The organism is Lysinibacillus capsici, from assembly GCF_020217405.1.
GTDB classification, from domain to species: domain Bacteria; phylum Bacillota; class Bacilli; order Bacillales_A; family Planococcaceae; genus Lysinibacillus; species Lysinibacillus capsici.
In genome coordinates, this window is the sequence record NZ_CP084108.1 from 2,389,623 (window position 1) to 2,404,898 (window position 15,276).

Genomic DNA, 15,276 nt, shown 5'->3' on the forward strand with positions numbered 1-15,276 from the left:
AGAGTATGGTAAATTCGAAGGAAAAGGGGGATAAATGATGCGAATCTTTGATGCACACTTTCATATCATTGACTTTCATTTTCCGATTATCGAAAATCAAGGTTATACACCACCAAGCTATGTAGTAGAGGATTATCAAAAGGATACAGTGAGTCTACAGATAGCGGGAGGCGCCATTGTATCAGGATCTTTTCAAGGATTCGACCAAGCCTATCTTTTAAAAGCATTAAAACAACTGGGTCCAACATTTTGTGGGGTAACACAATTACCTAATACGGTTACGGATAATGAGATTGTACATTTACATAACAATGGGGTACGGGCATTACGCTTTAATGTAAAACGAGGTGGCTCAGAGGATTTATCGCAGCTAGATACCTTTGCACGACGGGTTTATGAATTGGTCGGCTGGCATAGTGAATTATATATCGATGCGAAGAAATTACCAGAGATAGCCTCGACAATTGAAGCATTACCAGCCATCTCCATCGATCATTTAGGGTTGACGGAAGAGGGGCTGCCACATTTATTAAAGCTTGTTGATAAGGGCGTACGTGTCAAGGCGACTGGCTTTGGTCGTGTGGAGCTGGATGTGAAGCATGCTTTACAAGCGATTTATAATGTGAATCCAGCTGCGCTGATGTTCGGAACAGATTTGCCATCTACAAGAGCCAGACGACCTTTTAATTATGGGGACGTCGAATTGATTCAACAGCTATTCGATCAACAGGCGGCTGATAAAATCCTCTACGAGAATGCGTGGCAATGGTATTTCCAGCGTTAAATATAAAAAAGAATCCATGCTGGTATGAAAATGGATTCCTTTTTTGATTGTGACGGTACTAAGCATTTCGATAGTTGGCAAACATAATTTCATTATAATACTGATCTAATTGAGGCATACCCAGCTCTTTTGCAATCCTTAGCTCAGCCTCGCGGTCATATGCTACTCTAATAAATTGGATGGCATTGTTTGACTGTGTTCCATCTAGGATGGCATAGGAAGCAGAAGTTAGGTCAAGTGAATTACCAACACTTCCTACATTACAAAGAATTCCTTGTTTATATGTATGTAAAAAAGTTGTATGGATATCGCCATAGAACACAATATCAGGTTGTTTCTTGTAATGGATTGAGTGGGTTACTGCATTATTCTCAAACATAGATAAACGCTTTTCAAGCGGATGACTCGGTAAGATACGTTCAAACTCGCTCCTTGGAGACGCATGGAAAAATCTAATGAGCTGTTCATTTAATTCTAGATCAATATGGAAGGGTAATGACCCGAGATATTGATAGTCTTTTGCTGTTAATCGATCTTTAAACCATTGGAGAAAATCATTGTCAGTAGGGGATTGAATAAATACGTCCCAATTGCCTCGTACGACTTGTTCACAATTTTGTTGGATAAGTTCAATACAGGCAGATCCTTGAGGGCCCTTGCCAATCAAATCACCTAAACAAAAAATTCTGTCAATCTTTCTTAAGCGAATGTCTTTTAATACGGCCTCTAATGCTGTTTTATTCCCATGAATATCTGATATAATTGCAATTTTCTTCACGAAGTTTACCCCTCTCATTAATGCTATACTATGTAATTCAATAAAAATCCTTTTAATCCTTTAAAAACCATATAAACGCAAAAGACAAAAAAATCCTCGACCCACTACGGGTAGAGGATTTTTGTAAAGCCTAGCTTAAGCCTTGGCTATCTTTCCACTCTAGGAATTCATCATATGTTAACTGCTTATCTAAAATAGAGCCGTCTTCACGAATTTCGATGACACGGTTAGCAATTGTTTGGATGAACTGATGGTCATGGGATGTGAAAATCATTGCGCCTTTAAAACGAATTAAGCCTTCGTTCAATGCTTGAATAGATTCAAGGTCAAGGTGGTTCGTTGGTTCATCTAATAAAATAACATTTGCTGTCGCAAGCATCATTTTCGATAACATACAACGTACTTTTTCGCCTCCAGAAAGAACAGCAGGAGATTTCTTCACTTCTTCACCAGAGAATAGCATACGTCCTAGGAAACCACGTAGGAAGCTTTCTGTTTCATCGTCTGGTGAATATTGACGTAACCATTCTACTAATGTTTTTTCAGAACCTTCGAAGTACTTGTCATGATCGTTTTCGAAGTAGCTTTGAGATGTCGTTACACCCCATTTGAATGTGCCAGCATCCGCTTCTTTTTCTTCCATTAAAATATCAAGAAGTGCTGTTTTCGCCATTGGGCTACCAAGTAAAACAATTTTATCTTCTTTGTTCATCGAGAAGCGCATGTCCTTGAATAGTGTTTCGCCTTCATGACTTGCCGTTAGACCGTCTACTGTTAGGACATCGTTACCAATTTCACGGCCGATTTGGAAGTTGATGAATGGATATTTACGGCTTGATGGCTTAATATCATCTAGCTCAATTTTATCCAGCATTTTTTTACGAGATGTTGCTTGCTTCGATTTAGAAGCATTGGCAGAGAAACGTGCGATAAACGCTTGTAATTCTTTAATTTTCTCTTCTTTTTTCGCATTTTGGTCTTGTGCCATTTTTTGCGCCAATTGAGAAGATTCATACCAGAAATCATAGTTCCCTACATATAATTGGATTTTAGAGAAGTCCAAATCCGCAATATGTGTACATACTTTATTTAAGAAGTGACGGTCATGGGATACAACAATAACTGTATTTTCAAAGTTAATCAGGAACTCTTCCAGCCACTGAATTGCCTTTAAGTCAAGGTGGTTGGTAGGCTCATCGAGTAATAGTACATCAGGCTGACCAAACAGTGCCTGTGCCAGTAATACTTTCACTTTGTCAGAACCTTCAAGATCGCCCATTAGCATGTAATGAAGATCATCGGAGATACCTAAACCGTTTAGTAGTGTAGCCGCTTCTGAATCAGCTTCCCAACCGTTTAGCTCTGCAAATTCACCTTCTAACTCTGCAGCACGCATGCCATCCTCATCGGAGAAATCTTCCTTTGCATAGATAGCGTCTTTTTCTGTTTTCACGTCATATAGGCGTTTATTCCCCATAATAACTGTATCGAGCACTGTATGCTCATCGTATTCGAAGTGGTTTTGTTTCAGGACAGATAAACGTTCGTCCTTACCCATCGATACATTTCCTTCCTGCGCTTCAATTTCACCAGAAAGAATTTTTAAAAATGTTGATTTACCGGCCCCATTTGCCCCAATTAAACCGTAGCAATTGCCTGGTGTGAATTTTATATTTACGTCTTCAAATAGTTTACGATCGCCATAGCGAAGACCTACATTACTAACTTGAATCATGCAAGTTCCTCCTTTTTTCACAATGGCTCTAGTATAGCATGAAATATGTTCCATAGTCTATAAACATTATTAAATCAAGGTTTGGCGTTCTTTTCACATTTTTTGTTAAACATAAACTGAATTAAAGATACAATAAAAAAGTTAAATTTGGTGTAACTTTCTTTGAAATTGAGGCGTCTATATTGTAGTGTGATTAACTATTTTTGAAAAAGAATAGAAAAATGACATCATTTACCACGGGGATTTTAGTTGCTTATTCACAAAGGTTTCGTCTAAAATGATTCTGACTGTTTATATATCAAGTAAATCATCACTGGTGCCCACAAGCCCATCCCCGTTTTGAATGCCAGCTATTTGTGGCTCTTTCATTTATTCTAGATAGATGTTGCTAAAGTTAGACTAATCACATCACAATCCTCATAAATGATTTCATTCATTTATCTTGATGATAATTTCATAAAAAATGCTGTAAGCCAATGAATTATTCGTTGTTGATAATGATATGCCTACGTTCAACTAGGACATTCAGCCCTTGTGGCGGGAATGATGATTAAATAAACACATCGGTGGAAATTTTAACAATTGGAGGTATATTATGGGTAAGGGCTTATTATGGACAGCCACTTGTGTAATAGTAGTTTTACTTGGATTTGGTAGCTACTATTTTATTAAAGAAATAACAAACTCTATGGCATACAATAAATTAGTAGATGAGTATAAAAAGCCAGAACCAATTGAACATATAGAGGAAGAATATGATGTTATTGTCATCGGTGGTGAACCAGAGGGTGTAGCTGCGGCTGTGGCTGCGGCTCGAAATGGTGCGAAAACATTGCTGGTTGAAAAACGACAAGAGTTAGGTGGATTATTTACATATGGTATGCTGAATTTCCTCGACATTCCTCGTAATGGCCGTAACAACTCGATTAGTGAGGGAATATTTAAGGAATGGCATGAGCTTGTTAGAGGGAATGACGCTTTTGGCATTGTTGGTGCTAAGGCAGCCTTTAAAAAGCTGATCGATGAAGAGCCCAACTTAACGTTATCCGTGCAAACCGAGGTTGTGAAAGCGAATGTCAAACAACAACAATTAACGTCTGTGGAATTAAAAAATGAGTACGGTACATATGTTGTAACGGGGAAATCATTTATAGATGCTACACAGGATGCTGATTTTGCTGCCTTGTCGGGCGTTCCTTTCTTTGTGGGTGGAGAAGATATTGGCATAAAGGATAAGCGTATGGCTGTGACGTTAATGCTACATTTAAAAAATGTCAATTGGGATGAAGTTAAAAAAGCGGCTAATTCCGGTGTATTTGGCGGTGCTAATTTAAATCATACGGTGATGTGGGGCTTTACAAAGCTACATGATGAATACAAGCCATTACAAGAGGGCACAAGATTACGAGGGTTAAACTTAGCTCGTGTAGATGATGAATATTTCATCAATGCCTTACAGATTTTTGGTATTGATGGCTTGAATGAATCCTCAAAACAAGCGGCGATTGTCGCCGGGAAGAAAGAAACGTTACACATTCTAAAATATTTACAAACAAACTTCCCAGGGTTTGAAAAGGCTGAAATTGTCAGCTATCCAGAAGAACTCTACGTCCGAGAAACGAGACACATTTGGGCAGAGTATCAATTACCAATGGCAGACCTGTGGAAAAATAGTGATCAGTGGGATAGCATTGGCATTGCCTCTTATCCAGTCGATGTGCAAGCGCAAACGCCTCATGATTATGGCTATGTGATCGCTGCACCAAAGCAATATGCTATTCCTTTCCGTTCGTTAGTACCGAAGGATATTGATGGCTTACTGGTTGTCGGACGCTCTGCTGGTTATTCATCACTTGCAGCTGGTAGTGCACGTATTGTTCCAACAGGGATGGTGACAGGTGAAGCGGCTGGGACTGCGGCTGCTCTTGCACAGAAGCACGATGTAACCTTTAGAGACATGAGTAAGGATAAACCATTAATCGCTACATTACGAAAGCAATTAGCTAAACAAGGTGCCTATGTTGATTCATTTTCAATTGAGTATCCATATCAAGGAGAATGGTATGATGAAGCCATTCAAACGCTCATTAATTACGGCCTTGTAGTGGGCGGCTATGATAATGACCTAAAAGTAGACAGTAAGGCGACGAAAATAAAGTTTGCTAAAATGTTAAAAGAGAGTATGTTACGTGCTGGTGGAGAAAGTGGATCAGGAATGAAGGACCAACTCGAAATTGTCATCAATAAGGTTTATAATCAAGGAGATGAAGCTATTGAGCGAGATGAGCTGGCTCAATATTTGGCCGACGTCCTTATCGGTGAATCCAATGCGACCAGCTGGGATACATTAGTAGAAAAAGGAATTATCACGGAGAAAGTAGCGAAGAAAGTCTCTGACAATAAGGAATTAAAATTAAAAGAGATGTATGCCATTATGGCTGATGTGATTCAGTATGTAGAAAAAAACGTTCCTCCTCGTGAGGAGCGTTTTTTGCTGAAACGGCAACGTAAAAAATGGTTGACGCCAATAAGGAAATCCTGTAATATATGTCAAAATCATAGAAAAATTCGATGAAAAAGAGAGTAATTGATGGGATGACTGGCAAGCGAGTTAGGGATGGTGGGAGCCTAATGCAGGAACCATGAATGAAGCGCACTTTGGAGAAGGTTCTCGAACAAGTAGTAGAGAATAGCGGGGCGTCACCTCGTTAACAACGGAAAGTGGTCATGTTACATGACAACTAGAGTGGTACCACGGGATTATCATGCTCTCGTCTCTAATTATAGAGGCGAGGGCTTTTTTATTTGAACAGGAGGAGGAGTAAAATGAATCAACTAATCGCCGACAGTATAGCAGACGCATTAAAGCAACAAATAATAGGAGAGGAAATAGTGTCATTATTAGAAAAACCCAAAAGTTTGGAGCTTGGGGACGTAGCCTTTCCATGCTTTACTCTAGCAAAAGTGTGGAAAAAATCACCGCAAAATATTGCAGCACATATTGCAAGTCAAATAAATCATGACAGCATTGAGCGTGTGCAAGCTGTTGGTGGCTATGTTAATATTTTTCTCGATCAACAAAAGGTGACGCAACAGGTGTTACGCAAGATTCTGCGCGACAAGCAACAATATGGTACTACGCCAACAAAGATGGGAACGGTCGTCTTGGATTTTTCCTCTCCTAATATCGCAAAGCCTTTCTCAATGGGACATTTACGTTCAACGGTCATCGGCAATGCCTTAGCAAATATTGCAGAAAAAAATGGCTATCAAGCCATTCGTATTAATCATTTAGGGGACTGGGGTACACAGTTTGGCAAGCTTATTGTTGCTTATCAGCTTTGGGGTGATAAACAGGCCATTTCAGCGTCACCGATAGAGGAGTTATTAAAGATTTATGTGAAGTTTCATGAAGAGGCAGAGCAAGACCCAACGCTCAATGAACAGGCTCGTGCCGCCTTTAAAGCATTGGAGGACGGTAATGAAGAGGCACAGGCATTATGGCAATGGTTCCGAGATGTGTCATTCGTAGAATTTCAAACAATATATGAGCTATTAGGAATTCATTTTGATGCCTTTACAGGTGAAGCCTTTTACAATGACAAAATGCCGTCCGTTGTAACAGAATTAAAAGAAAAAGGGCTCCTCGTGGCATCAGAAGGTGCGTATGTTGTGGAGATGGAGGAGATGCCTCCATGTTTAATAAAGAAAACGGATGGGGCCACGCTTTATGCGACGCGTGATTTAGCAGCTGCCCTGTATCGCCAACAGCACTACCAGCCCCAAAAGATGTTCTACGTTGTTGGCAATGAGCAGTCCCTCCACTTTAAACAACTTTTTCAGGTCATCGAAAAAATGGGCTATCCTTGGGCAAAGAATCTGCAACATGTGTCATTTGGCATGATGCTGAAGGATGGTAAAAAAATGTCTACGCGTAAAGGCAAAGTGGTGCTATTAGCTGATGTACTAGCAGAAGCTATAACGACAGCACAGCGTAATATGGGGCAGAAAAATCCTTCTCTGCCTAATAAAGAGCAAGTCGCAAAGCAAGTGGGGGTTGGAGCGGTAATTTTTAATGATGTAAAATCCTATCGTCTCAACGATATTGAATTTTCAATTGAGCAAATGATGAATTTTGAAGGAGAAACAGGGCCATACGTACAATATACATATGCACGTATTTGCTCTATTTTAGATAAAGCGAAAGCTCCGACTCAAGATATACTATTCAAATCTTTAGGAGAGCAGGCTTGGCCGATGATCCTATTACTAGAACAGTTTCCTAAAACAGTAGCTATGGCTTTTGAGCAGGCTGATCCGTCCCAAATAGCGAAGTATGCCTTACAACTGGCACGTTTATTTAATAAATATTATGCACAGTACAAAATATTAGCAGATGACGAACAGCAAGCATCCCGTCTTGCTCTATGTCAGAGTGTTGCGATTGTTTTAAAAGAGTCATTAGCCTTATTAGGTATTGAATCACCTGAAAATATGTAATTAGCATTAGCCATGTAAAGGTAAACTGTCCAATCATTGACCATCCATCGAAAACATGATAAAAGGATAGAGGAATCCATGCAAGCTTTTCATAAATGAAGGCTGCGTAATAATAGAGAGGATCAAACAAATGGCTAAAAAGCATTGGACCGTATCACTCACCTTCGTGGTCATTAGTATATTTTTTGTCGCTCTTAATATGAGACCAGCTGTCACGGGAATAGGACCGCTTTTTAATGTCCTCATGACATCCTTACAAGTCTCGAATACAAGCATGAGCTTTCTCACTGCTATCCCCGTTTTTTGTATGGGATTATTCGCACCTTTGGCTGTCCCGCTTCAGCGAAAAATGGGCACGAAATCAGCTATCACCCTTTTAGTGGCGATTCTTGTCGTCGCGAATGGGCTACGCTTTTTCCAAGCAAGTTATCTCTTGCTCATCGTGACAAGCTTTGCGGCAGGCTTAGCGATTGCAATGATTGGTCCTATTCTAAATGCATATATTAAGAAAAAGTTTCCAGAACGCTTTACGACAGTAGTCGGTATCTATTCATTCGGTATAGGCGTAGGGGCTACTTTAAGTGCAGCCTTAACCGTGACTTTTTATCAGAGTTTCAGTAAAAGTTGGACAATCGCCCTTGGTATGTGGTCAATCCTTGCTATAATTGCTCTCGTTATATGGCTAGCGGCAATTCCATCCGAACACAACGAGCAACTACAACAAGTAACTACGTCAGAAGAAGTCCGTAATCCGTGGACATCTAGACGTGCCTGGGTAATTTTACTGTACTTTGGTTTGCAAACATCACTCTTTTTCTCAATTATGTCATGGCTTACGCCGCTGTTGCAGGATAAAGGCCTGTCATTAGAGGCATCCAGTGCCATGCTAACAATTATGTCTATTGTACAAATGATAGGAAATATGGCGGTCCCAATTCTCATGGAAAAATGGCCAAGTCGAATGGCCTGGCTACTAGTGTTTAGCTTTGTTGGCGTGATTGGTTTTATGCTACTCTGGCTGACAGCGGGTATTTACCTATGGCTGGCTGTTTTATTAATTGGTATTGTGCTAAGTGGGCTATTTCCAATCGGACTATTGTTGCCTCTTGATGAAGCCAAAAATGATCAGGAGGCCACTAGTTGGTCATCTATGGTGCTGGCAGGTGGCTTTATGGTAAGTGCCATTATCCCCATTCTAATAGGCGTTTGCTATGACCTAACAGGCAACCATACATGGACGTATCTGATCTTTGTATTATTAATGCTCGGCATTCTAGTAACGACAGGACTATTAAGGAAAAAATGATTGTAAGAGACATGTGTCAGGTTGCACATGTCTTTTTTTGTGAAAATTATTTTGAGGTATGATATCCTTCCATCCTCACAGCAAATTTTGGCTTCCGTCAATATTAATGGGTAGAAAGAAATGACTTTAAGGTAGTTGCTGCATTTTTCTAATATTATTTAACTTATAATAATATTATGTAAACTTGAAACATTACGAGTCCTTGATTATGATAGAGAAGAGAGAATGTAGAATAGAAAGTTTTGGTGAAGGTATGTATAAAAAAGTGCTCATTTTAGGAGCGACAGCTTTTCTTGTCGCAGGCTGTGACAGTCAAATAGGGACAGGATGGTTTCAAAATAAAAAGGCAGAGGTGGAAACAGAGGGAGCTGTGACGAAGCAACAGGAAAAAATTGTCCCAGAGGTCAAAGTGATTGGAGAGCATGGTGTTGGAGCAGGCATTATTATCAGGCAACAGGATGATCAACTGTATATTTTAACGAATGGCGCACTTGTGGCATCCAAACCAACTGCCCTCGTTCAATTTGGTCAGGACAAGCTGGTAGCAGCAACTATTCATGTCATGTCAACAGCCTATAATATGGCCCTGCTACGAGTAACCTATCAAGCGGAAGTGCAAGTGCCTAATTTATATGAAGGAGAGCTAAATCAGCTGGCTGTTTATGTGAATGGCTTACCCTATACGATTCAAAAATACCAAGATAGAGTAGCGGCCTATTATATAAAAGCGGAACAATCGATCCCTCTAGGAAGCCCTGTCATGGAGGCTGAAAACGGAGCCATAGTCGGATTATATTTTAATCGACAACAGCAAGGGCAGTCACAGCCATACATATTGCCTATAAAGGAATTCCAAGCATCCATCGATGAATGGATTGAGGAGGGCATGACAGCCAGTGTACGACTTTCCCAATCGAAAAACTTATACCCCTATATTGAACAAGGGGATAAAGAAGCTGTACAGCAAGCAGTCGAACAATATGGAGAAAATATATTTGCGTATAATACCGATGAAATTAAGCTATTTTTAGATACGTTTCACAAGCATTTAAAGGGGGCTGTGACAACCCAGGATGCAAATGTTATGAAACCGATTGTCGGGACAGAGGCCATACAAGAAACCTTGGCTAGTATGGTTGCCTATTATGCTTCCAAGCAAGCCAAAATTCATTTCTCAGACACGGATATTCAGGCAATTCGGGTAGAAGGACAGCGTCTTATCGTCCAGGCTAAAACGGAATATATCCTGACGAATGCTGCTGGACAGGAGGCACTTGCCTACTCCAACATGTTGTATGAGTTAGAAAAAAATGAACAGGGCGAGTACAAGCTACTTGGTCTCACAAACAAGGAGTGAATTTTGCATGGAGCAAGCTAGACAAATGCTACAGCATCATTTTGGCTATGATACCTTTCGCCAAGGACAAGCCCAAATTATTGAACAAACATTGCGGGGGCAGTCAAGCCTTTGTGTCATGCCAACAGGTGGAGGGAAATCCATTTGCTATCAAATTCCAGCGTTAATGCTTGAGGGGTTAACCATCGTGATTTCGCCACTGATTTCACTGATGCAAGATCAGGTAGAGGCTTTACGTACAGCAAATATTCCAGCAGCCTATATCAATAGTACGCTGAGTGCACAGGAAGTGGATGAAACCATGCAGCTTGCTAGTGCGGGTTATTTAAAGCTCCTCTATATTGCACCTGAACGACTGGAAAGTACTACGTTTCTTCAAGCATTGTCGTATTTATCTGTCCCATTACTTGCGATTGACGAGGCTCATTGTATATCGCAATGGGGGCATGATTTTAGACCAAGCTATCGTTCGATCCACAAACTTTTTACGCTATGGCCACAAAAACCCACTGTTTTAGCGCTGACAGCCACTGCTACTCCAACAGTTTGTGATGATATTCGTCAATTGTTAGCGATTGATGAGCAGGCAACGGTCATGACAGGCTTTTCACGTGAGAATTTGGCACTTTCGGTGTTAATTGGTGAAAATAAAGAACGTTATGTAAAAAATTATGTACAACAAAATAAACAGGAAGTGGGCATCATTTATGCAGCTACTCGAAAAGCTGTGGATGCCATTTATGATGTGCTGAGTCGCTCTGGTGAAGACGTTGCGAAATATCATGCAGGTCTATCAGAGAACTTGCGAATGGCTGAACAGGAGCGGTTTTTAAAAGATGAGGCACGTATCATGGTGGCAACGAATGCTTTTGGTATGGGTATTGATAAAAGTAATGTGCGCTTTGTGTTGCATTATCAAATGCCTCGTAATATGGAGAGCTATTACCAGGAAGCGGGTCGTGCTGGCCGAGATGGTCTGCCAAGTGCTTGTATTTTATTGTATGCTTCAGGGGACGTTCAAACACAGCGTTTCCTTATCGAACAGTCACAGGATGAGGCTCGTATTACACAGGAGCTAGCTAAACTCCAAACAATGGTCGATTATTGCCATACTGAGGGCTGCTTACAGAATGCGATTTTAGCGTATTTTGGAGAAGTAGAGGACGAGCCATGTGGGCGTTGTAGTAACTGTATTGATGGGCGAGCAGTGACAGATGTGACAGAAGATGCGCAAAAGGTGCTGGCCTGTGTTGTGCGTATGGGTCAAAAATTCGGTAAGACCGTGGTGGCGCAGGTGTTAATTGGCTCTAAAAATCAAAAGATAGCTGAATTTGGCTTTGCCCGTTTATCGACCTATGGCATTTTAAAAGGACAATATGCCTCAAAGGATGTCTCTAACTTTATTGAATTTTTAATTGCAGAGGGCTTGCTGGCCGTGAAGCATGGTACATTCCCTACAATTTATGTATCAGCTGAAGGCAAGGAAGTGCTACTTGGCAATCGACAGGTCATGCGCAAGGAAGCTGTCACAGTGAAGAAGCTAGTGGATAATGATCCATTATTTGAACACTTACGGGTATTACGCAAAGAGATTGCCGATGAGGAAAAGGTACCACCATTTGTTGTATTTTCCGATAAAACGTTACGTGATTTATGTGATAAGAGACCAACTGTATTGGAGGATTTACGACAGGTGAGTGGTATAGGGGAAGTGAAATTTGAGAAGTATGGTCAACGCTTCTTTGACGCACTACAATCGTTTTTAGAAGCCTCTATTTAATAAATTTGTTGCGATTGTAAAAAAGAGAGATGTCTCCAGCTTGTGGGACACCTCTTTTTTATTATTTTTCCCAATGCTTTGCAATGAACGTATCACGCCCAGAAACAGCACGGTCTTGCTGATAGTGTTCAGTCTCTTTTTTATAATAATCCTGGTGATAATCCTCTGCTGGGTAAAAGCGTTCAGCATCTCGAATTTTGGTTACAATAGGTTTATCAAAGCGTCCACTATTGGCAAGCTTTTCTTTCGAGGCCTCTGCGATTTGCTTTTGCTCATCTGTATAGGTAAAGATTGCGGTAGTATAGGATTCACCACGGTCATGGAACTGTCCATACGCATCCGTTGGATCAATTTGCATCCAATAAATATCAAGGAGCTGCTCATAACTAAAAATAGCAGGGTCGAATTCGATTTCGACTACTTCTAAATGACCTGACGTTCCTTTTTTGACATCTTCATAGGTTGGGTTTTCTAAGTGGCCACCCATATAGCCTGAAGTGACTTTATGTATACCGTCCCACTCGACGAATGGCTTGACCATACACCAAAAACAGCCGCCAGCAAATGTCGCTTTTTCTATCATTTGAATCATCCTTTCTTTTGTGAAAATATTATAGCATTGTTTGACGCCAAACGTGCAAATGGGTGTAAAATAACGTTTAGATAGAAAAACATGGAATAGATCCTTTTTATAATGAAACTTTCTAGCTAATCAATCGTTACATTAACTATATCAAAATAGAGGAGTTAGTTGTTATGGAAGAGCAAGATTATACAAGACGCTCCCAACGTCCTAAAAAGCGTCGATTACGTAAAGGGAGAGCATTTTTTACACTATTACTATTGTGTATCATTGTGATTGTCGGCTATTCGGTCATGCAATATCGTAGCGGACTTGAGCTAGCCAACGATACCAAAGTTGCACAGGAAGAATTTACGGGTGATAGCATCAAAGGGGATATCGAAAACTACTTGATTTTAGGGATCGATACACGTGGAGAGGAAAAATCACGGACCGATACAATGATGGTATTATCCTGGAATAAAGCAAACAACGACATTAAACTCGTATCCTTTATGCGTGATATTTACGCGGATATTCCAGGCTATCAATCCTATAAGCTTAATACAGCTTACTACCTAGATGGTGTTCAGCTATTAAAGGATACATTGACAAATATGTTTGGCCTACCAATTCATCATTATGCACTGATTGATTTTAAAAACTTTGAATCCTTAGTGGATATTTTAGCCCCAAATGGTGTGGAAATGGATGTTGAAAAGGACATGTCTGAAAATATTGGGGTAGAGTTAAAGCAAGGTGTTCATCGTTTAAATGGACAGGAGCTACTAGGTTATGCGCGTTTCCGTCATGATGCAGAAGGAGATTTTGGGCGTGTTGCACGTCAGCAAAAAGTGATTGAAGCATTAAAAACGGAGTTATTAACACCTACGAATATGTTGCATTTACCAAAATTTGTTGGTGCGGCACAGGGCTATATCACAACAGATTATTCATCTACTGAGGAAATGCAGCAAGTGCTTAAATTGCTATCAAAGGGCAAGGTAAACATTGAGAAAGCAACCATCCCTATCGAGGGGAGCTATCAATTCCAAAACTTTAGCCATGCGGGCGATTCTATTGTCATCGATGTGGAGCAAAACAAAGCCTTTTTAAGTGATTTTTTAGGTATTTCACTAGAGTGATGTTTCGCAAAAACCAGCATTATCCTGTAATATAAAGGTAGAGCATTTGGATAGGGGTGGATATATGGAAAAAGAGAGACCAAAAGAGCGTTCAAGCCTGTTAGCAACCAAGTTTATTCGTTTTTTAGGTGGTAGAAACCTATTATTTACACTGGTAATTTTATTACTGGTGGCATGTGTTATTTTTATGTTTAATCAAGTTTCCTTTATCTTTACCCCGCTACAAGTTTTATTTGAAGTAGTCATTTTACCAGGGGTACTAGCCGTCATTGGTTACTATTTATTACGCCCATTGCTGGCGATTCTAGTACGATGGCGCATACCAAGAATATGGGGTATTTTAATCCTCTATATTGCGGTCATTGGTGTCATTACGTTACTTGTGGTGCTAGTCTATCCGTTTTTACGCGATCAGTTCACGAATTTAGCACAGGAATTCCCAGAGTACTTCATGGCCTTTACGCAAAACATTGTAGAATTCCTAAATCATTCACGTTTCAATGAGTACTTAGATAAAATTAGTTTTAATTTTGATGAAGTTTTGAATAACTTCACAACGGATATGGTAAAAACAGTGAAGGATATGGCGACCAATGTAGCACAGGGTGTGGCATCTGGTATTACCGGCTTCCTATCAACGTTAACAGGTATTTTGCTTTCACTTGTAACGGTGCCATTCATTCTGTTTTATTTACTAAAAGAGGGCGAAAAATTACCGAAATTTATGCTGAAAGTGTGCCCACCACGTATGCGTAAAGAGGTAACTGACATTTTCCATGACATGGACAAGCAAATTAGTTCGTACATACAGGGACAGATTTTAGTATCCATGTGTATTGGGGCAATGGTAACGATTGGCTTCTTAATTATTGGCATGAAGTATGCTTTATTGCTCGGCTTCCTTGCCATGATTACAAGTGTGGTGCCTTATTTAGGACCCGTTATTGCGATCACACCAGCAGTCATTATCGCTCTTGTTACATCCCCATTGATGCTGATTAAGCTAGCGATTGTATGGACAATCGTTCAGCTAATCGAAGGAAAGTTCATTTCTCCGCAAATTATGGGGAAATCACTCAGTATTCACCCGATTACGATTATCTTTGTACTATTAACGGCAGGCTCGTTATTTGGAGTCCCAGGCGTTATTTTAGGGATTCCAGGCTATGCAATCTTTAAGGTACTTGTCACGCATTTATTCAAGCTCTTTAAGCAGCGCTATAATCGCTACGAAGATGACGTTCATCAAAAATATGATATCTAATAAACGACCAGCTACTGCTAGCAACGCAGTAGCTGGTTTTTGCTGTGGAAAATAGCATTATGCTA

The 15,276-nt window shown here is 40.2% G+C and carries 11 protein-coding genes and 1 other annotated feature; of the genes, 8 read left to right on the plus strand and 3 right to left on the minus strand.

What is annotated here, in order from left to right; all coding sequences use genetic code 11:
- Window positions 1-37 precede the first annotated feature (37 nt).
- The gene (locus tag LCP48_RS11750) at window positions 38-784 is read left to right on the plus strand and encodes an amidohydrolase family protein (protein WP_004230067.1); all 747 of its coding nucleotides are present in this window, start codon (window positions 38-40) and stop codon (window positions 782-784) included.
- Between the two features lie 58 nt (window positions 785-842).
- Here LCP48_RS11750 and LCP48_RS11755 read toward each other — a convergent pair whose 3' ends face one another.
- Window positions 843-1,562 carry a metallophosphoesterase family protein gene (locus LCP48_RS11755; protein ID WP_004230064.1) on the minus strand — a complete coding sequence of 240 codons (720 nt, stop codon included), beginning with the start codon at window positions 1,560-1,562 and terminating at the stop codon, window positions 843-845.
- A gap of 130 nt (window positions 1,563-1,692) precedes the next feature.
- Entirely contained in the window at window positions 1,693-3,297 is a 1,605-nt protein-coding gene (locus tag LCP48_RS11760; RefSeq protein ID WP_004230062.1) for an ABC-F family ATP-binding cassette domain-containing protein, read from the minus strand.
- Between the two features lie 595 nt (window positions 3,298-3,892).
- Between LCP48_RS11760 and LCP48_RS11765 the strand changes: the two genes are divergently transcribed.
- The 5 genes from LCP48_RS11765 to recQ all read left to right on the plus strand — a co-directional run bounded on the left by LCP48_RS11765 (window position 3,893) and on the right by recQ (window position 12,240).
- A complete protein-coding gene (locus LCP48_RS11765; RefSeq protein WP_318528152.1) occupies window positions 3,893-5,872 on the plus strand; it encodes an FAD-dependent oxidoreductase in 1,980 nt (659 codons plus the stop codon).
- Window positions 5,860-6,079 (plus strand) — a binding site (T-box leader). It overlaps the preceding gene by 13 nt.
- A gap of 44 nt (window positions 6,080-6,123) precedes the next feature.
- Window positions 6,124-7,797 carry an arginine--tRNA ligase gene (gene argS, locus LCP48_RS11770; RefSeq protein WP_004230056.1) on the plus strand — a complete coding sequence of 558 codons (1,674 nt, stop codon included), beginning with the start codon at window positions 6,124-6,126 and terminating at the stop codon, window positions 7,795-7,797.
- 130 nt (window positions 7,798-7,927) lie between these two features.
- Window positions 7,928-9,103: an MFS transporter gene (locus tag LCP48_RS11775; RefSeq protein ID WP_004230052.1), complete on the plus strand. Its 1,176-nt coding sequence runs from the start codon at window positions 7,928-7,930 to the stop codon at window positions 9,101-9,103.
- A gap of 208 nt (window positions 9,104-9,311) precedes the next feature.
- Window positions 9,312-10,460, plus strand: a complete 1,149-nt coding sequence (locus LCP48_RS11780; protein WP_004230050.1) for a TcaA NTF2-like domain-containing protein — start codon at window positions 9,312-9,314, stop codon at window positions 10,458-10,460.
- A gap of 7 nt (window positions 10,461-10,467) precedes the next feature.
- Window positions 10,468-12,240 carry a DNA helicase RecQ gene (recQ, locus tag LCP48_RS11785; RefSeq protein WP_004230049.1) on the plus strand — a complete coding sequence of 591 codons (1,773 nt, stop codon included), beginning with the start codon at window positions 10,468-10,470 and terminating at the stop codon, window positions 12,238-12,240.
- 61 nt (window positions 12,241-12,301) lie between these two features.
- Here the strand turns inward: recQ and msrA are convergent, their stop codons facing one another.
- The gene (gene msrA / locus LCP48_RS11790) at window positions 12,302-12,823 is read right to left on the minus strand and encodes a peptide-methionine (S)-S-oxide reductase MsrA (protein WP_004230048.1); all 522 of its coding nucleotides are present in this window, start codon (window positions 12,821-12,823) and stop codon (window positions 12,302-12,304) included.
- Between the two features lie 173 nt (window positions 12,824-12,996).
- Here msrA and LCP48_RS11795 point away from each other — a divergent pair, with 173 nt between their 5' ends.
- Window positions 12,997-13,947, plus strand: a complete 951-nt coding sequence (locus LCP48_RS11795) for an LCP family protein (protein WP_004230047.1) — start codon at window positions 12,997-12,999, stop codon at window positions 13,945-13,947.
- 64 nt (window positions 13,948-14,011) lie between these two features.
- Window positions 14,012-15,211, plus strand: coding sequence for an AI-2E family transporter (locus LCP48_RS11800; RefSeq protein WP_004230045.1), 1,200 nt, complete (start codon window positions 14,012-14,014; stop codon window positions 15,209-15,211).
- The last annotated feature ends 65 nt before the right edge of the window (window positions 15,212-15,276 follow it).